Raw genomic sequence first — 17001 nt, 5'->3', positions numbered from 1 at the left:
GACGGCGGACCGTCGGTAAGGATAGCCTCACTTGTCCGTTTCGCGCAGTCCGTGCCCTCCGTCCGTTCCCTCCTCGTCCCGTGCGGATGCGGGCGCCACCGGTTCCGCCCCGCAGAATGTCGGCGAAAGCGGGGCAGGGCGTGTGGGAATGTGTTGATAGTTGTGTGCCTGTGTTGTACTGTGTGGGAATCTTCGAAGGGGATCCCGTGTACGCAATGGAGCGCCAGCAGCTCATCGAGCGCGAACTGCGCGATGTCGGACGCGTCAGCGTCGTCGACCTCGCCCGGCGCTTCGACGTCACGACCGAGACCGTGAGACGCGACCTCGACCGCCTCGAAGGAACGGGCTCGCTCCGCCGCGTCCACGGCGGTGCCGTGAGCACCGACCGCGCGAGCACCGCCGAGACGACTCTGACCGAACGACGCGACCGCCACGGCGATGCCAAGCGCGCGATCGCCGCGGACGCGGCATCCCTGATCGGGAGCACTTTCCGCGGGTCGATCTTCTTCGACGGCGGCACCACGCCCGCGGCCGTCGCCGCGGCACTGCCCGAGATTCTCGGACCCGGCTCGACGGGCGTCGAGGTCGTCACGCACTCGCTCGAGACGGCGCACCTGCTCGCGGGGGAGGAGCAGCTCTCCCTCACGGTCATCGGCGGACGCGTTCGCGGCGTGACCGCGGCGGCGGTCGGCGCGCACACGGTGCACGCGATCACGCAGCTGCGCCCCGACATCGCCTTCGTCGGCACGAACGGCCTCAGCGCCGGCTTCGGTCTGAGCACGCCCGACCCCGACGAGGCCGCCGTCAAGTCCGCCATCATCCAGTCGGCCCGCCGCATCGTGCTGGTCGCCGACGCCGCCAAGTTCGGAGAGGAATTGCTCGTGCGCTTCGCCCGGCTCGACGAGATCGATGTGCTCGTCACCAATGCGGCACCGCCCGCCCCGCTCGCAGAGGCCCTGGCCGACGCCGATGTCGAGGTGCGTGTCGCATGATCGTCACCCTGACCGCCAACCCCTCGGCCGATCGTGCCGTCGTTCTCCCCGACGTCCTCGCTCCGGGCGAGGTGCAGCGCGCGGTGTCGTCGCGCGAGGATGCCGGGGGCAAGGGCGTGAACGTCGCCCGCGTCGTCGCGGCTGCGGGTGCTCCCGCCCGGGCCGTCGTCCCGGTCAACGCCCACGACCCCTACCGCCTTCTCCTCGAAGACACCGGGATCGCCCTCGAGACCGTCGAGGTCGCCGGACGGGCGCGCGCCAACCTCACGATCACCGACCCCGCCGGCGAGACCACCAAGCTCAACCTGCCGGGCGCCGAGCTCACCGCACACGAAGCCGAGGCTCTCGTGGCGGGAGTCGTCGCGGCGTCCGAGGGCGCGACCTGGCTCGTGCTCGCGGGGTCGTTGCCTCCGGGGGTGCCCTTCACCTTCTACGCCGATCTCATCGACGCCGTCCGCGCGCGCTGGGGCGAGGACGCCCCCCGCATCGCGGTGGACGCGTCGGGTCCGGCGCTCACGGCCGTCGTCGAGCGTGCCCGCCCCGACCTCATCAAGCCCAACCACGAAGAGCTCGCCGAACTGGTCGCGGAAGACGCCGCGTCCGACGCCGACGTGCTCGTCGAAGCCGCGCGCCGCGCGCACGCGCTCGTTCCCGGTCGCGTGGCCTCCGCGCTCGTGACCCTCGGTGCCGACGGCGCTCTGCTGTTCACCGCTGACGGCGCCTGGCGCGGCGTGGCCCCCAAGATCCAGGTCGCCAGCACGGTCGGCGCGGGCGACAGCTCGCTCGCCGGCTACCTGCTGGCCGACCTCGAGGGGGCCACCGCCCCCGACCGTCTCGCGCGCAGCATCGCCTACGGTGCCGCTGCCGCGACCCTGCCGGGGACGCAAGCCCCGACGCCCGACGATCTGCCCACCGCACCGATCGCCGTCTCCGACTTCGCCACCCCTATCGCTGAATCCTGACCACGGAGGTCACTGACAATGTCCGACATCATCACTCCGGAGCTCGTCACTCTCGACGTGCCCCTGGGCACCGACAAGCAGTCGGTGATCCGCGCCCTCGCCGAGCGCGTGGTCGCGCAGGGCCGCGCGACGAGCGCGCAAGAACTGTTCGACGACGCCTGGGCGCGTGAGCAGAAAGACGAGACCGGCCTGCCCGGCGGCATCGGCATCCCGCACGCGCGGAGCGCCTCGGTCACGGAGCCCACCCTCGCCTTCGCCCGTCTCGCGCCGGGTGTTGACTTCGGCGCACCCGACGGTCCCGCCGACATCGTGTTCCTCATCGCCGCCCCCGCCGGTGCGGACGAGGCCCACCTGTCGGTGCTGTCGCAGCTCGCCCGCAGCCTCATGCGCGACGACTTCATGTCGGGCCTGCGCGCCGCGCAGAACCCCGGCGAGGCCGTCCGCATCATCACGGATGCCGTCACCCCGGCCGCCGAGCCCGCTCCGGCCGCCGCGGCAGCCCCCGCCGCCGCCGCCCCGGCCGCGACGCGCGCCGAGGCCCGCACCGCGACGAAGACGAAGAAGATCGTCGCCGTCACCGCGTGCGCCACCGGCATCGCCCACACCTTCATGGCGGCCGACGCCCTCACGGCGGCCGGCGCCGAGACCGATGGTGTCGAGCTCGTGGTCGAGCCCCAGGGCTCGAGCGGTTACAAGGCCCTGCCGCAGAGCGTCATCGACGAGGCCGACGCCGTGATCTTCGCGGTCGACGTCGACGTGCGCGAGCCGCAGCGCTTCGCGGGCAAGCCCGTCGTCCGCGCGGGTGTGAAGCGGGGCATCGAGCAGCCGAAGCAGCTCATCGCCGAGGCCGTCGCGGCCAGCGAGAACCCCAACGCCGCTCGCGTCCAGGGCGGTGCCGCCGCCGCATCCGCCTCCGACGCCCCCGTCGCGCAGCAGTCCGTCGGCCGTCGCATCCAGCGCTGGCTGCTCACGGGCGTCAGCTACATGATCCCGTTCGTCGCCGGTGGCGGTCTGCTCATCGCCCTGGGCTTCCTGCTCGGCGGGTACCAGGTCACGCAGAACGCGGCCAACGTCATCATCCAGAACTCCCTGTGGGACCTCCCGACCGAGGACATCACGTCGTCGTTCGGCCCGCTCGGACAGTACCTCGGCTCGGTCGCCTTCATGATCGGCGCGACCTCGATGGGCTTCCTCGTCGCCGTGCTCGCCGGCTTCATCGCCTTCGCCATCGCCGACCGCCCCGGCATCGCGCCCGGCTTCGTCGCCGGTGCCGTCGCGGTGCTCATGAACGCCGGCTTCATCGGTGGGATCATCGGCGGTCTGCTCGCCGGGTTCATCGCGTGGTGGCTCGGTCGCTTCAACGCCCCGCGCTGGCTGCGTGGCCTCATGCCCGTCGTGATCGTGCCCTTCCTCGGATCGATCTTCGCGTCGGGTCTGATGATCCTCTTCCTCGGTCGCCCGATCGCCGCGCTCATGGTGGCGCTGACCGACGGCCTCACGGGTCTCGCCAACAGCGGCGCCGGCGCCATCGTCCTGGGCGTCATCCTCGGCCTCATGATGTGCTTCGACCTCGGTGGCCCGGTCAACAAGGTCGCCTACGTCTTCGCCACCACCGGTCTCGCCGCGGCGACCCAGACCAACACCACGCCGTACCTCATCATGGCCGCGGTCATGGCCGCAGGCATGGTGCCCCCGCTCGCGATGGCCCTGGCCTCGACGATCCTCGCTCGCGGCCGGTTCACCCCGGTCGAGCGCGAGAACGGTGCGGCTGCCTGGCTGCTCGGCGCCTCGTTCATCTCCGAGGGGGCGATCCCCTTCGCCGCCGCCGACCCGCTGCGCGTCATCCCCGCCTCGATGGTGGGCGGTGCCATCACCGGTGGCCTGAGCATGCTCATCGGTGTGCAGTCGTACGCTCCGCACGGCGGCATCTTCGTCCTGTTCGCGATCAACCCGGTGTGGGGTTTCCCCCTCGCGATCATTGTGGGTACGGTCGTGACGGCGCTGATCGTCGTCGCCCTCAAGGGCATCGGTCGCACCACCAAGGACGCAAGCGTCGCCGAGGCTGCACCCGCAGCCCCCGTCGCCGCCTAAGACCCCCATCGGTTCGGAAGGAATCACCATGGCAGAACGTCAGGCCACCATCGCCAGCAGCTCGGGTCTCCACGCCCGCCCCGCGAAGCTCTTCGTGCAGGCCGTGCAGGAGAAGAAGATCCCCGTCACCATCGCCGCGAACGGTGGTGCCGACCTCAACGCCGGCAGCATCCTGTCGCTCATGGGCCTCGGCGCCGGTCACGGCACCGTCGTGACGCTCAAGGCCGAGGGTGAGGGCGCCGAGCAGGCGCTCGACGAGCTCGTCGCCCTTCTCGAGACCGACCTCGACGCGCAGTAAGCGCTTCGCGCCAGAACACCGGATGCCACGGGCCTGAGGGCTCGTGGCATCCGGTGTTTCGTGCGGGCACCCCCAGGCCCCCGCGCCGGGTCACGGAATGCGCACCGGGGCAGACGGAAGACACCCCGGTGCACATTCCGTGCCCCGCTGCCGCCGCCGGCCGTGGCGGCCTGTCGCGGCTCAGACGTCGACGGTGTCGCCGGGCTGCAGATCGACGAAGGAGCCGCCGTTCTGCTCCACCGCCCAGGTGAGGCGGGCGTCGCCCATCTTCTTGCCGGCGACCGACAGCGTCATGTCGTGCGTCGCGAAGACCCGCTCCGGCTTCACGGCGAGGACGTAGTCCATCGCATCGCCGATCTTCAGCCACGGTGCGCCGACGGGGGCGGCGAGGAGCTTCACCTTGGCGTGCTTGGGCACCGTGTACGAGTCGCCGGGGTAGTACAGCGAATCGTTCACCAGGACGCCGACGTTGTCGACCACCGGGATCGACTCGTGGATGACGGCGTGCTCGCCGCCGGAGAAGTCGAGGTGGAAGGGACCGAGGTCCAGACGGTCGCCGGGGTGGACCGCGATGATGTCGAAACCGGCCGCCGCCTGCACGACGCCTTCCGGACCGTAGATCGGCACCCCGGGATGCGCGTCCTGGAGGCGCGTGAGATGCTCTGGCGTCCAGTGGTCGGGGTGCTCGTGCGTGAGGACGACGCCGACGAGGCCGACGAGGCCTTCCAGCGGCGACGTGAAGCTCCCGGGGTCGATGACCAGCGAGTGGCCCGACTCGACGAGGACGAGGGCGGCGTGTTCGTGCTTCGTAAGACGCATGCGTCGAGTCAACTCCTCACCGGAGCGGCGGGGCAACCGGTGGCGTAGCGGGTGAACACCGTCTAACGGCTCTTCCCTCACCGGCGCGTTCGCGGTACCGTGCTGGGACACGCCCGGGATCGCACCGGTTCCGAGCCGATTTTGCGTGCGTGCCATTCGTGATGCATACTTGAACAGTTGCGACGCGGCCCCATCGTATAGCGGCCTAGTACGCCGCCCTCTCACGGCGGTAACGCGGGTTCGAATCCCGCTGGGGTCACCAACACGAAAAGAGCTCCGACCATCAGGTCGGGGCTCTTTTCGTTTCGGCGACCTCGGCAGGACGAGGAGCCGCATGCGCGGGTTGGGCCCCCTCGCCCGGAGGCTCCGCGCGCCGCGCAGCGGCGTGTGGAGGGGGCGAAGGGAGAATCCCGCTGGGGTCACCAACACCAAAAAGGCTCCGACCGAATGGTCGGGGCCTTTTTGCTGTTCCGGTGCCGCGGCAGGACGAGGAGCCGCATGCGCGGGTTGGGCCCCCTCGCCCGGAGGCTCCGCGCGCCGCGCAGCGGCGTGTGGAGGGGGCGACACGTGTACGGGCAAGGTCATCGCCGCGCGGGTCGGGGCGTCGCCGCCGGCGCGGAGTCGGGCACGGCGGAGAGAATCGGATGCCGAGCCGCTCGGCATCCGATTCCCTTCTTCCCAGCCGAATGCGCGACGGTCGTCCCCGCCGCGGGTCACCCCGCGCGTGCGTCGCGCCGGCGCCGCATCGCCCGTCGCACGCCCCACACGATCGCGCCGACCAGGCCGGCGACGACCATCCACGGCAGCAGGAAGCCCAGACCGATCACGACGCCGTTGAGCGTGGCGATGAGCCCGTTCCACCCCGCGGCCAGGCCGTCGCCGAATCCGGCGGGGTCGGCGGTCACGGAGACGGTCCGCGCGTCGACCTGCACGCTCAGCGACGACATCGCCACCTGCGACTCGAGCGACTGCAACACCTGCCGGTCGCTGTCGAGCTGCGCCTGCCGTTCGGCCAGCGCCGACTCGGCGGTGATGAGGTCGGACACCGACGCGGCCTGGGCCATCAGCTCCGTCAGACGGGCGACGGATGCTTCACCCGCGGCGACACGGGCACGCAGATCGACGGTCTGCTGTGTGACGTCGGAGCGGTTGACGCTGGTGGCCGTGACCTCGCCGACCTCGCGCAGGCCGTCCATGACCTGGGTCAGCGACTCGGCGGGCACGCGCACGGTGATCCACCCCGACGAGGGATCGGGCGTCGTCGATGAGCCCTCGAACGGGATGCCGACCACGCCGTCGCCGAGTTGCGACGATTCGATGTATCCGCCGACCGCCGCTGCTGCGGCCGAGATGGCGTCCATGGCCCCCGCGACATCGTCGACCTGCACCGTGCTGGACCCGGTGGCGACGATGTCACGTGCGCCCGCATCACGGGTGGCGGATCCCTCCGGGACGGCGCTCGACCCGGCGGCATCCTGGCCCGGCACGGGCTGGACCTGTTCCGGCACGACCACGATGCTGCCCGGGTCGAACTGCTCCTGGAACCCCGGGGCGCTCTCCGCGCCGCTGACACCGACAGCCGACGACCCGCCGGCGCTCTGCGTCGAAGTCAGCGCAGGGCCGACGACGGCAGCGACCACCACGAGGGATGCGGCCGCGCCGACACCCGTCCAGATCGCGCGGCGGCGCCGGCGGACCCGGTGCCGCTCATCGGCGATGCGTCCGAAGACGGCGGACTCGATGGCATCCATGCGTTCGGCGGGCAGCGGGGGAAGGGTCGGGCCGGTCATGGGGTCTCCGTCTCCATCGCGGTGGCGCGCACCCGGGACCGGATGCGGGAGAGGCGGTTGCGCACGGTTCCATGCGACACGCCCAGCTTCGCCGCGGCGGCCTCATAGCCGTAGCCCTCCGCGGCGCACAGCCGGAAGATCTCCCGGTCGAGCTCGCTGAGGCGGTCGACAGCCGCGAGGATGGCCGCGACGGTCTGCGCTTGAACGACCTGCGCTTCGACGTCGACGACCGCGGGGATCTCGTGGTCGAGCGTCGCGTGCGAGCTGTGCCGCCGACGGGCGCGCAGGCGGTTCTGCGCCTGCAGCCGGCACACGGTGGCGAGCCACGGCAGCAGCGAGTCACCCTCCAGCCGCAGGGACGGGATCTTCTTCCACGCCACGACGAACGTCTCCTGCACGACATCTTCGGCGTCGGTGGCATCTGCGACCAGTCCGAATGCCACCCAGTACACGGGCCGCGCGTACGCGCGGTACAGCGCGCGGAAGGCCTGTTCCGAGCCGCCGGCGGCACGCGCGACGAGCGTCCTGTCGTCGATCACGTCGTGGGTCATGGCATCCGTTCCGCCCCTCGCGGGGCCGTCATGAGCACTCTCTCACTGAGAGGTGTCTCCGCGCGCGAGAACGTCTCACACCCGCAGCACGTTCCGGCGCGCGGGCGAAGGAGAGCATCGTCTCGGCTGAGGAGCGGGGTGAATGCACGGAGCCGCTGCGCCGCCCACAAGCAACGGAGACGGCGTCGTCACGCGGTGGGCCGGTGAGTCTGGCGTGAGGGCATCTGCGGAGGGCGGCATCCGCCTGAGAGGCTCTGGCCGGGTGCGATGTGCGCCAGAGCAGGGAGTGGAACATGGACGGACTGCAGTGGATGGGCGACCTTCCCACATGGATCTCGACGTTGGCGATCGGCTTCGCGGCGCTCAGCTATCTCGGTGACAGGAAGAGTCGCGCGCAGGAGCGTGACCGCGAGGAGAAGAGTCAGGCCACCCGACTGTCGGCGTGGGCCGTCACCGACGCCGACCCCGAGCACCGGGCTTACGGGGTGCTGATCGCGAACGACAGCGGAGCGACCTTCTACTCCGTCGACGTCGTCGCGACCGTTCACAAGGAGGTCCAGCCGACGCTCAAGTTGGTGACACTGCCTCCGGGTCGCCTTTTCGTGCCGTTGGAGTCCGACCGCGGCAAGGGAAAGGCCCCATGGGGCTTCGGAATGCCGCCGAGCGAGTACGAGGGAACGCTTCGCCCGTACACGGTCACCGGTGGCTACGTAGTGGAGAGCATGGAGTTCACCGACTCCTTCTCGCAGCGCTGGCGCACCGACCGCCACGCCGTGCTGCAGCGGGTGGTGTCGAGCACCGCCGAGATCTGACGGCGCTCGGGCCGTCTGCCGGTCATTCGTCGGAGCATCAGGCGACGCCCAGCCCCCGAAACACGCGAACTACTTTCATAAGCCCGCGGGCCGTGTCCTCGGGCGGATAAACTCGAGCGTTTCCCCGACGAAAGGCCCGCGATGGAGCTGCAGCTGGACCCGCTCTTCCAGACGATCACCCTCGTGGTGCTGGTGGTGATCCTGGTCGCCGATCTGCTGATCATCCTGAAACGGCCGCACATCCCCTCGCCGAAGGAATCGACCCTGTGGGTCGTGTTCTACGTCACCCTCGCGCTGATCTTCGCCGGCATCCTGTGGATCGTCGCCGGGGGAGAGGTCGCGGGGCAATTCGTGGCGGGGTGGCTCACCGAGTACAGCCTGTCGATCGACAACCTCTTCGTCTTCGTGCTGATCATGGGGCAGTTCGCCGTGCCGCGCCGGTATCAGCAGGAGGTGCTGATGGTGGGCATCATCGTCGCGCTCGTGCTGCGCGGGGCGTTCATCCTCGTCGGCGCGACGATCATCGAGAACTTCAGCCCGGTGTTCTACCTGTTCGGCCTGTTCCTCATCTACACCGCGATCCGCCAGGCGTTCCCCGGTGACGACCACGACGACGACACCAAGAAGGAGAACCTCATCGTGCGCACGCTTCGCCGCGTGCTGCCCATGAGCGACGCGTACGACGGCAAGAAGATCATCACCCGCGTCGACGGCAAGAAGCTCTTCACCCCGATGATCATCGTCTTCGTCGCGATCGGCGTCACCGACCTGCTCTTCGCGATCGACTCGATCCCCGCGATCTTCGGCATCACGCAGAGCCCGTTCATCGTGTTCACCGCGAACCTCTTCGCGCTGATGGGCCTTCGCCAGCTGTACTTCCTGCTCGGCGACCTGCTGGATCGTCTCAAGTATCTGCACTACGGCATCGCGTTCATCCTCGCCTTCATCGGCGTGAAGCTCATCCTCCACGCGATGCACGTCAACGAGCTGCCGTTCCTCAACGGCGGCGAGCACATCGAGTGGGCCCCCGAGATCTCGACGTGGGTGTCGCTGGCCGTGATCATCCTGTCGATGGCGGTGGCGACGGTCGCCAGCCTCATCGCCGCGCGCCGCGAGCCCTCCGCCGTCGGAGCTCAGGATGCCGCTGCCGAGGTCGCCGACGAGAAGGGCACGCCCTCGACGGTGGAGCAGCCGCACCGCGACTGACCCGGCATCCTCGCCTCCAGGTCCGTCCGTGTCCCACTTCGTGCAGGATCGGCGGACTTTCCCTGCACAGAGTGGGACACGCTCCTCTGGCTGTCGGAGGCTTGTCCCGCTTCGTGCAGGATCGACAGGCTGAATCTGCACGGAGTGGGACACGCTCCTCTGACTGTCGAAGGCTTGTCCCACTTCGTGCAGGATCGGCGGACTTTCCCTGCACAGAGTGGGACATGTCCGTGCTGACCAGGCCCGGCTACCCGGGACCCACCACCGCGAGGGCGGCTCAGAACGCGCGCAGGTTCGCCTGCAGACCGCCGTCGACGTACTCCTCGCGCAGGATGCCGCGCCGGCGCAGGATCGGCACGAGATCGTCGAGGGCGCGGTGCACGGTGACCGGGTGCAGATCGCCCCACAGCAGCACGCCGTCGTTGCCCCACGTTCCGAGTTCCTCGATGCGGTCGGCGAACTCGTCGGCCGTGCCCACGAAGCCCGATCCGTCGCGCAACCGGCCCAGACGCGCGTGCGCGGCGAGCAGCGTCCGCAGGGGCGCGTCCGCGTCATGCGCACCGACCAACCGCTTGATGCTGCCCTCCGACACGTGCTCGCCGAAGATCGAGCGGTCGAGCGGCCGATCGAGGTCGAGGCCGGTGAGGTCGGTCTCGAGGTCGCTCGACTGCTTGCGGGCGACGGCGACGAGCGCCTCGTCGGACGGATCCGCGGATGCCGCGACCAGGCGATCGGCCTCCTCCGGCGACGAGACGAGGACGGGCTGGATGGCGAACAGGATCTTGATGTCGTCGGCTGCGCGCCCCGCGGCCTCGGCCGCGGCATGGATCTTCCCGCGGTAGGCGCGGATGCTGGCTTCGTCGAGGGGTGCAAGGGCGAGCTGCACGTCGGAGTTTCGCCCGGCGAACGACAGCCCGCGGCCGGAGCCGCCGGGGGACACGATCGCCGGCTCGCCGTCGGTGAAGGGGACGGCGTTCAGCGGCCCGTCGAACCCGAAGTACTCGCCGCGGTGGGGCGTGGCATCCAGCTTCGTCCCGTCGGCGTAGACGCCGGACTCCTCGTCGACGACCAGGGCGCCGTCGCCCCAGCTGCGCCACAGCTGCCGGATGCCGTCGAGCCACTCCTCGGCGCGGTCGTACGCCGCGTCGTGCCCGAGCTGCGGCGCCGTGGAGAAGTGGCGGGCGCTACCGGTGTCGGTGACGACGTTGAGCCCGAGGCGATGGCCGCTGAGGTGCTGAAGCGTGGCGAACTGCCGGGCCGCCGTGTACGGCAGGGAGGCGGCAGGGTTCACCGTCGGCACGACGCCCAGGTGCTGCGTCGCCGCGAACAGGTAGGGCGCGAGCAGCAGGGGGTCGTGCTTCGGCCCACCGAAGGCGTGACGCACGCGCAGGTCGATGGTCTCGGCGCTCCCGAGCGAGGGCGCGTCCTCGATGATCACCAGGTCGAAGCCGGCCTGCTCGAGCGTGCGCGCCGAGTCCTGGTAGAGACCGGGCTCGGTCCACCGGTGGTTCCAGCGCAGGTACGGGTGCCCCCAGCCGTGTGGGCCGAACCCGCGCGCGAGGAACCATCCGAAGTGCTGCAACCGGGTCACAGCACGACCACCTCGCGGACCGGGGCGGTGGGCACGGATGCCAGGGAGCCGAGTGCCTGGGCGAGGTCGGCGATGATGTCGTCGATGTCCTCGATGCCGATGGACAAGCGGATCGTGCCGGGGAACACTCCCGCGCGTTCGCGCTCCTCGATGGTCCGCGCGGCGTGCGAGGTGCTCTGCGGGTGCAGCACCAGCGAGCGCACGTCGCCCAAGTGGGTCATGTGCGTGATGAGCTTCACCGACTGCACGACGTGGCGCGCCGCTTCGAGACCGCCGCGGAGCGTCACGGTGAACACCGAGCCGCTGCCGCGGGTGAGGTACTGGCGTCCGCGCTCGAAGTCGGGGTGCGACTCGAGGCCGACGTAGTCGACGCGCTCCACCTCGGGATGCTGCGTCAGCCACCGCGCGACGGCCAGGGCGTTCTGCGATTGCCGCTCCACCCGCAGGCTCAGCGTCTCGATGCCCTGTCCGATGAGGAAGGCGTTCAACGGCGACGGCGCCGGCCCGAACCGGGGGGCGACGCTCTCGCGGATGTAGGCGCCCCGGGCTCGGGCGCCGTGCTTCTCGGCGTAGCTCGCGCCACCCAGCCGATCAGCCTGCACGAGGTGGGGGAAGCGCGCACCGGACGCCACGGCGTCGAAGCGTCCGTCGTCCACGATCACGCCGCCGAGCACCGCGCCCTGCCCCGCGAGGAACTTGCTCGCGGAGTGGACGACGACGGCCGCACCGTGTTCGATCGGGCGCAGCAGGTACGGCGTCGTGAAGGTGCTGTCGACCACGAGCGGGATGCCGAACTCCCGGCCGACCGCCGAGACCGCGGCGATGTCGAGCACGTCGTTGCGCGCGTTCGACAATGTCTCCGCGAAGAGGGCCCTGGTGCGCGGCGTGATGGCATCCCGCCATGCGGCGAGATCGTCCGTGTCGACGAACGTCGTCTCGATGCCCAGGCGCGACAGGTTGTCGAGCAACAGACCGCGCGTTCCCTCGTAGATGTGCTCCGAGACCACGACATGGTCGCCGGCGCCTGCCAGGGCGAGCAGAGCCACGGTCACCGCGGCCTGTCCGCTGGAGACGAGGACGGCCTGATCTCCGCCCTCGAGCGAGGCCAGGCGCTCCTCGACGGCCTGCACGGTGGGGTTGCCGGTGCGGGTGTAGCCGAAGCCGGCGCCGGTGCCGAAGTGCGCGGCGGATTCCTCCAGGTCGCTGAAGGTGAAGCCGGCGGTCAGGTAGATCGGCGTCGCGCGCGGGGTGGCGGGGGCGGTCGCGGAACCGGCGTGCACCTGTCGCGTCGAGAATCCGTTCGCGGCGTCTGCGGCCATCGGGGCACGCTCCTTCCTTCGGGTCGGCCCAGGCTCGCACGTCTCCCGGCACCCGACCGAAACGTGCGGCGTCGTGTTACGAGGAGCCCTCGACCGGCCCGGTGGTATCGTGACCAGGTGCGGATCGCCGGCCTCCTCCTTAGCGGCCGCGACGAGACCTTGTTCTAGGCCTTTCTCGTCGCGGAGTTCGTCGCGGGCCTCACACCCCTTCCGAGGAGAAACGCAACCATGAGCAGCACCCCGATCGATGGCATCCGGATTCCGGACCGCCCCCGCACCCTGGCCGAGAAGGTCTGGGACGACCATCTCGTGGTCAAGGGCGAGGACGGTCAGCCCGATCTGATCTACATCGACTTGCACCTCGTCCACGAAGTGACGAGCCCGCAGGCGTTCGACGGGCTCCGGGCCGAGGGGCGCCCTGTGCGTCGTCTCGACCTGACCATCGCCACCGAAGACCACAACACCCCGACGCTCGACATCGACAAGCCGATCGCCGATCTCACCAGCCGGACGCAGATCGAGACGCTGCGTCGCAACGCCGCCGAGTTCGACGTGCGCATTCACTCGCTCGGCGACAAGGAACAGGGCATCGTCCACGTCGTGGGTCCGCAGCTGGGGCTCACCATGCCCGGCATCACCGTCGTGTGCGGTGACTCGCACACCTCGACGCACGGTGCGTTCGGAGCTATGGCCTTCGGCATCGGCACGAGCGAGGTCGAGCACGTGCTCGCGACGCAGACGCTGCCGCTCAAGCCTTTCAAGACGATGGCCATCACGGTCGAGGGCGAGCTGAAGCCCGGCGTGACGGCGAAGGACATCATCCTCGCGATCATCGCCAAGATCGGCGCCAACGGCGGCCAGGGCTACGTGCTGGAGTTCCGCGGCAGCGCCATCCGCTCCCTCTCGATGGAGGGGCGCATGACCATGTGCAACATGTCGATCGAGGCCGGTGCGCGCGCCGGCATGATCGCGCCCGACGAGACGACCTTCGCCTACGTCAAGGACAAGCCGCACGCCCCGCAGGGTCAGGACTGGGACGACGCGGTCGCCTACTGGCGTACGCTCCCGAGCGACGAGGGCGCCGTCTACGACGCCGAGGTGTTCCTCGACGCGAACGAGCTCGAGCCGTTCGTGACCTGGGGGACGAACCCCGGTCAGGGTGTCTCGCTGTCGGATGTCGTGCCCACCCCGGCCGACATCACCGACCCCAACGAGCGCGCCGCCGCCGAGCGGGCTCTCGAGTACATGGACCTTCAGGCCGGCACCCCGATGAAGGACATCCCCGTGGATGCCGTGTTCATGGGCTCGTGCACCAACAGTCGTATCGAAGACCTCCGCGCGTTCGCCTCCGTCATCCAGGGCCGCACCAAGGCCGAGAACGTGCGCGTGATGGTGGTGCCGGGCTCGGCGCGCGTGCGCCTCGAGGCCGAGGCCGAGGGCCTCGACAAGGTGTTCACCGACTTCGGGGCCGAATGGCGCTTCGCCGGATGCTCGATGTGCCTGGGCATGAACCCCGATCAGCTGGCGCCGGGGGAGCGGTGCGCCTCGACCTCGAACCGCAACTTCGAGGGCCGTCAGGGCAAGGGCGGGCGCACGCACCTCGTCTCGCCGCTCGTCGCGGCGGCCACGGCCGTGCGCGGCACGCTGTCGAGCCCGGCGGACCTCGACCCTTCGACAGGCTCAGGGCACCGCCCTTCGACAGGCTCAGGGACCGAAACAACGGAGGGCACGCTGATCCGCACCGACGCATCCGTTTCGACCGGGGCGGAGGCCTGACATGGAGAAGTTCACCACGCACACCGGCGTCGCCGCCCCGCTGAAGCGTTCGGCCGTCGACACCGACCAGATCATTCCCGCGGTCTTCCTGAAGCGCGTGACCAAGACCGGCTTCGACGACGCGCTTTTCGCCAACTGGCGTCAGGATGCGGAATTCGTCTTGAACCAGGACGCGTACCGCTCGGCATCCGTCCTCGTCGCGGGCCCGGACTTCGGCACCGGCTCGAGCCGCGAGCATGCGGTCTGGGCGCTGCGCGATTACGGCTTCAAGGTGGTGCTGAGCCCCAAGTTCGCCGACATCTTCCGCGGCAACTCAGGCAAGCAGGGCCTTGTCACCGGCGTGATCAGCGAAGACGATCTGGAGCGCGTCTGGTCCGCGATCGAGGCGCAGCCGGGCATCGAGATGACCGTCGACCTGCAGGCGAAGACCGCGACGGTGGGCGACCTCCAGGTGTCGTTCGACATCGACGATTACACTAGGTGGCGGCTTCTCGAAGGGCTCGACGACATCGGGCTCACGCTGCGCGACGAAGACAAGATCACGCAGTTCGAGGCGCGCCGCGAGGCATGGCGGCCGCGGACCCTTCCGGTCCGCTGAGTCCGATCGACCCGATCGGGGTCGATTCGCCGCCCCTCGTCCACGAAGTGAGGTCCACCCCCCTATGAGCACACTCGTCAGCGATACCGGAGAGCACAGCATCGGTCAGCCGGACTGGGAGGCGGCGGAGACCCTCACCATCCGCGGCGGTCGTCCGCTGCGGGGCACGGTCGAGGTCAAGGGGGCGAAGAACCTCGTCACCAAGGCGATGGTGGCGGCGCTGCTCGGAGACTCGACGAGCACGCTGCGCGACGTGCCGATGATCAGCGACGTGAAGGTCGTGCGATCGCTCCTCGAAGTGCACGGTGTGACGGTGACCGAGGGGGACGAAGAGGGCACGCTGCACCTCGACCCCTCGGGCGCCGTCGCCGCGCACTTCGAGGAGATCGACGCCCACGCGGGCGCCTCGCGCATCCCGATCCTCTTCTGCGGCCCGCTGCTCCACCTGCTCGGTGAAGCGCTCATCCCCGACCTCGGCGGATGCCGCATCGGCGACCGGCCGATCAACTTCCACATGGATGCCCTGCGCGCCTTCGGCGCCGTGGTCGACAAGAGCTACGAGGGCATCCGCATCACCGCGCCCGACGGGCTGCACGGGGCGAACATCACGCTGCCGTACCCGAGCGTCGGGGCGACGGAGCAGGTGTTGCTCACCGCGGTTCGCGCGAAGGGCGTGACGGAGCTGCGCAACGCCGCGATCGAGCCCGAGATCATGGACCTCATCGCCGTCCTGCAGAAGATGGGCGCGATCATCTCCTACGAGCCGAACCGCGTGATCTTCATCGAGGGCGTCGATCGCCTCGAGGGGTACGACCACCGGGCGATCTTCGACCGCAACGAAGCCGCCTCCTGGGCGTGCGCCGCGCTGGCGACCGACGGGGAGATCTTCGCCCGCGGCGCCCGCCAGCAGGACATGCTCACCTTCCTCAACGTGTTCCGCAAGGCCGGCGGCTGGTTCGACGTCCGGGAGGACGGCATCCTGTTCCGTCGGGGCGACGAACTGAAGCCCGTCATGGTCGAGACCGACGTGCACCCCGGCTTCATGACCGACTGGCAGCAGCCGCTCATCGTCGCCCTCACCCAGGCGGCGGGCACGTCCGTGGTCCACGAGACCGTGTACGAGAACCGCCTCGGGTTCACGGAGGCGCTGAACAAGATGGGCGCCGACATCGTCGTTCACCCCAAGGGTCTCGACAGCCCCGACCGACGCGTCCCGCGCCGAGACCTCGAACAGGCCGCTGTCATCAACGGCCCCACGCCTCTGCACGCCGCCGACGTCGAGGTCCCCGACCTGCGAGGCGGGTACAGCTACGTCATCGCGGCCCTCGCCGCCCAGGGCGAGTCGACCGTGCGCAACATCGGGATCATCCGCCGGGGCTACGAGAAGTTCCTCGAGAAGCTCACCGCGCTCGACGCCGACTTCGACGTCGTCGGGTGACGGCGGTGACCGCAACCCCCGAGACGAGCCGCCCGAGCATCTTCTGGCCGCTCGCGGCCATCATCGTGCCCGCCGTGGGCCTGTTCGCCCGCATCGAGATCCGGGGCGCCGAGAATCTGCCGCGCGAGGGCGCGTACGTGCTCGCGTCGAACCACAACTCGGAGTTCGACCCGCTCGTCGTGGCGGTCGCCGTGTGGCGGCTCGGGCGCGCGCCGCGCTTCATGGCGAAGGAGAGTCTCTTCCGGGCTCCCGTGCTCGGCGCGGCGCTCAAGGCCACGGGCATGGTGCCGGTGCCGCGCACATCATCGGGTGCGAGCCAGTCGATGAAGGCCGCCGAGCAGATCGCGCGGGACGGCCGCGGCGTGATCGTCTACGCCGAGGGGACGCTCACGCGCGACCCCGATCTGTGGCCCATGCGAGGGAAGACCGGAGCCGTCCGCCTCGCGCTGGCCGGCGATCTGCCGCTCATTCCCGTGGCGCAGTGGGGCGTGCAGCAGATCCTGCCGCGCTACGGCAAGCTGAAGTTCCCGCGGCGCTCGCACGTCGTGGTGGAGTTCGGCCCGCCGATGGACCTGTCGCCCTACGCGGGAACCCCTCCGCAACCGTCGGCCCTGGTCGCAGCGACCGACGCGATGATGAACCGGATCGCGTCGATGCTCTCCGGCATCCGGGGGCTGCCCGCGCCGGCGGAACGCTGGGATCCGGCGAAGCACGGACAGAACGAGACGGGTCGCCTTGAGTCGTAAGAACTCCGCTCC

15 protein-coding genes and 1 tRNA gene are annotated in these 17001 nt (G+C 69.9%); 11 read left to right on the top strand and 5 right to left on the bottom strand.

Annotation, left to right across the window (positions count from 1 at the left end):
• Positions 1-206: 206 nt before the first annotated feature.
• From QE392_RS12850 to QE392_RS12835, 4 genes are read left to right on the top strand one after another with little or no spacing between them, the layout of a single operon-like run.
• Positions 207-992, top strand: a complete 786-nt coding sequence (locus QE392_RS12850; protein WP_307452304.1) for a DeoR/GlpR family DNA-binding transcription regulator — start codon at positions 207-209, stop codon at positions 990-992.
• Positions 989-1954, top strand: coding sequence for a 1-phosphofructokinase family hexose kinase (locus tag QE392_RS12845; RefSeq protein WP_307452302.1), 966 nt, complete (start codon positions 989-991; stop codon positions 1952-1954). The genes QE392_RS12850 and QE392_RS12845 overlap by 4 nt, the downstream gene beginning before the upstream one ends.
• 18 nt (positions 1955-1972) lie before the next feature.
• Positions 1973-4045: a PTS fructose transporter subunit IIABC gene (locus tag QE392_RS12840; protein WP_307452299.1), complete on the top strand. Its 2073-nt coding sequence runs from the start codon at positions 1973-1975 to the stop codon at positions 4043-4045.
• 28 nt (positions 4046-4073) lie between these two features.
• Positions 4074-4343 (top strand): HPr family phosphocarrier protein, encoded by a 270-nt coding sequence (locus tag QE392_RS12835; RefSeq protein ID WP_243498132.1) that lies wholly within the window; start codon positions 4074-4076, stop codon positions 4341-4343.
• Positions 4344-4523: 180 nt separating this feature from the next.
• Here the strand turns inward: QE392_RS12835 and QE392_RS12830 are convergent, their stop codons facing one another.
• Positions 4524-5162, bottom strand: coding sequence for an MBL fold metallo-hydrolase (locus QE392_RS12830; protein ID WP_307452297.1), 639 nt, complete (start codon positions 5160-5162; stop codon positions 4524-4526).
• A gap of 186 nt (positions 5163-5348) precedes the next feature.
• Between QE392_RS12830 and QE392_RS12825 the strand changes: the two genes are divergently transcribed.
• Positions 5349-5424 (top strand) — tRNA-Glu (locus QE392_RS12825).
• A gap of 451 nt (positions 5425-5875) precedes the next feature.
• Here QE392_RS12825 and QE392_RS12820 read toward each other — a convergent pair.
• Both QE392_RS12820 and QE392_RS12815 read right to left on the bottom strand, forming a co-directional pair.
• Entirely contained in the window at positions 5876-6952 is a 1077-nt protein-coding gene (locus QE392_RS12820; RefSeq protein WP_307452295.1) for a DUF4349 domain-containing protein, read from the bottom strand.
• Positions 6949-7503 carry an RNA polymerase sigma factor gene (locus QE392_RS12815; RefSeq protein ID WP_307452292.1) on the bottom strand — a complete coding sequence of 185 codons (555 nt, stop codon included), beginning with the start codon at positions 7501-7503 and terminating at the stop codon, positions 6949-6951. Before QE392_RS12815 ends, QE392_RS12820 begins: the two co-directional genes overlap by 4 nt.
• Before the next feature lie 293 nt (positions 7504-7796).
• Here QE392_RS12815 and QE392_RS12810 point away from each other — a divergent pair, with 293 nt between their 5' ends.
• Complete coding sequence (locus QE392_RS12810) at positions 7797-8315, top strand: hypothetical protein (protein WP_307452290.1); 519 nt, start codon at positions 7797-7799, stop codon at positions 8313-8315.
• 141 nt (positions 8316-8456) lie between these two features.
• Positions 8457-9521, top strand: coding sequence for a TerC family protein (locus QE392_RS12805; RefSeq protein ID WP_307452288.1), 1065 nt, complete (start codon positions 8457-8459; stop codon positions 9519-9521).
• 277 nt (positions 9522-9798) lie between these two features.
• Here the strand turns inward: QE392_RS12805 and QE392_RS12800 are convergent, their stop codons facing one another.
• Complete coding sequence (locus tag QE392_RS12800; RefSeq protein ID WP_307452286.1) at positions 9799-11112, bottom strand: LLM class flavin-dependent oxidoreductase; 1314 nt, start codon at positions 11110-11112, stop codon at positions 9799-9801.
• Positions 11109-12431: an O-acetylhomoserine aminocarboxypropyltransferase/cysteine synthase family protein gene (locus QE392_RS12795; protein WP_307452284.1), complete on the bottom strand. Its 1323-nt coding sequence runs from the start codon at positions 12429-12431 to the stop codon at positions 11109-11111. Before QE392_RS12795 ends, QE392_RS12800 begins: the two co-directional genes overlap by 4 nt.
• Before the next feature lie 228 nt (positions 12432-12659).
• On the opposite strand from QE392_RS12795, the gene leuC reads away from it, so the two are divergent.
• From leuC to QE392_RS12775, 4 genes are all read left to right on the top strand, one after another.
• Entirely contained in the window at positions 12660-14207 is a 1548-nt protein-coding gene (leuC, locus tag QE392_RS12790) for a 3-isopropylmalate dehydratase large subunit (protein WP_307452281.1), read from the top strand.
• Position 14208: 1 nt separating this feature from the next.
• On the top strand, positions 14209-14805 hold the full coding sequence (leuD, locus tag QE392_RS12785; protein ID WP_307452279.1) for a 3-isopropylmalate dehydratase small subunit: 597 nt from the start codon (positions 14209-14211) through the stop codon (positions 14803-14805).
• A gap of 64 nt (positions 14806-14869) precedes the next feature.
• Positions 14870-16243, top strand: a complete 1374-nt coding sequence (gene murA, locus QE392_RS12780) for a UDP-N-acetylglucosamine 1-carboxyvinyltransferase (RefSeq protein WP_307452277.1) — start codon at positions 14870-14872, stop codon at positions 16241-16243.
• Complete coding sequence (locus QE392_RS12775) at positions 16240-16989, top strand: lysophospholipid acyltransferase family protein (protein WP_373426473.1); 750 nt, start codon at positions 16240-16242, stop codon at positions 16987-16989. Before murA ends, QE392_RS12775 begins: the two co-directional genes overlap by 4 nt.
• Positions 16990-17001: the final 12 nt, after the last annotated feature.

It is taken from the genome of Microbacterium proteolyticum, assembly GCF_030818075.1.
Taxonomy (GTDB): Bacteria; Actinomycetota; Actinomycetes; order Actinomycetales; family Microbacteriaceae; genus Microbacterium; species Microbacterium proteolyticum_A.
Note: the sequence above shows the minus strand (reverse complement) of the source record. Positions and strands in the feature narration are given on the sequence as shown.

Coding starts and splice junctions, on each gene's coding strand:
- murA (WP_307452277.1), top strand. CDS start 14,870: ATGAGCACACTCGTCAGCGATACCGGAGAGCACAGCATCGGTCAGCCG.
- QE392_RS12845 (WP_307452302.1), top strand. CDS start 989: ATGATCGTCACCCTGACCGCCAACCCCTCGGCCGATCGTGCCGTCGTT.
- QE392_RS12795 (WP_307452284.1), bottom strand. CDS start 12,431: ATGGCCGCAGACGCCGCGAACGGATTCTCGACGCGACAGGTGCACGCC.
- QE392_RS12810 (WP_307452290.1), top strand. CDS start 7,797: ATGGACGGACTGCAGTGGATGGGCGACCTTCCCACATGGATCTCGACG.
- leuD (WP_307452279.1), top strand. CDS start 14,209: ATGGAGAAGTTCACCACGCACACCGGCGTCGCCGCCCCGCTGAAGCGT.
- QE392_RS12805 (WP_307452288.1), top strand. CDS start 8,457: ATGGAGCTGCAGCTGGACCCGCTCTTCCAGACGATCACCCTCGTGGTG.
- QE392_RS12815 (WP_307452292.1), bottom strand. CDS start 7,503: ATGACCCACGACGTGATCGACGACAGGACGCTCGTCGCGCGTGCCGCC.
- QE392_RS12840 (WP_307452299.1), top strand. CDS start 1,973: ATGTCCGACATCATCACTCCGGAGCTCGTCACTCTCGACGTGCCCCTG.
- leuC (WP_307452281.1), top strand. CDS start 12,660: ATGAGCAGCACCCCGATCGATGGCATCCGGATTCCGGACCGCCCCCGC.
- QE392_RS12835 (WP_243498132.1), top strand. CDS start 4,074: ATGGCAGAACGTCAGGCCACCATCGCCAGCAGCTCGGGTCTCCACGCC.
- QE392_RS12820 (WP_307452295.1), bottom strand. CDS start 6,952: ATGACCGGCCCGACCCTTCCCCCGCTGCCCGCCGAACGCATGGATGCC.
- QE392_RS12830 (WP_307452297.1), bottom strand. CDS start 5,162: ATGCGTCTTACGAAGCACGAACACGCCGCCCTCGTCCTCGTCGAGTCG.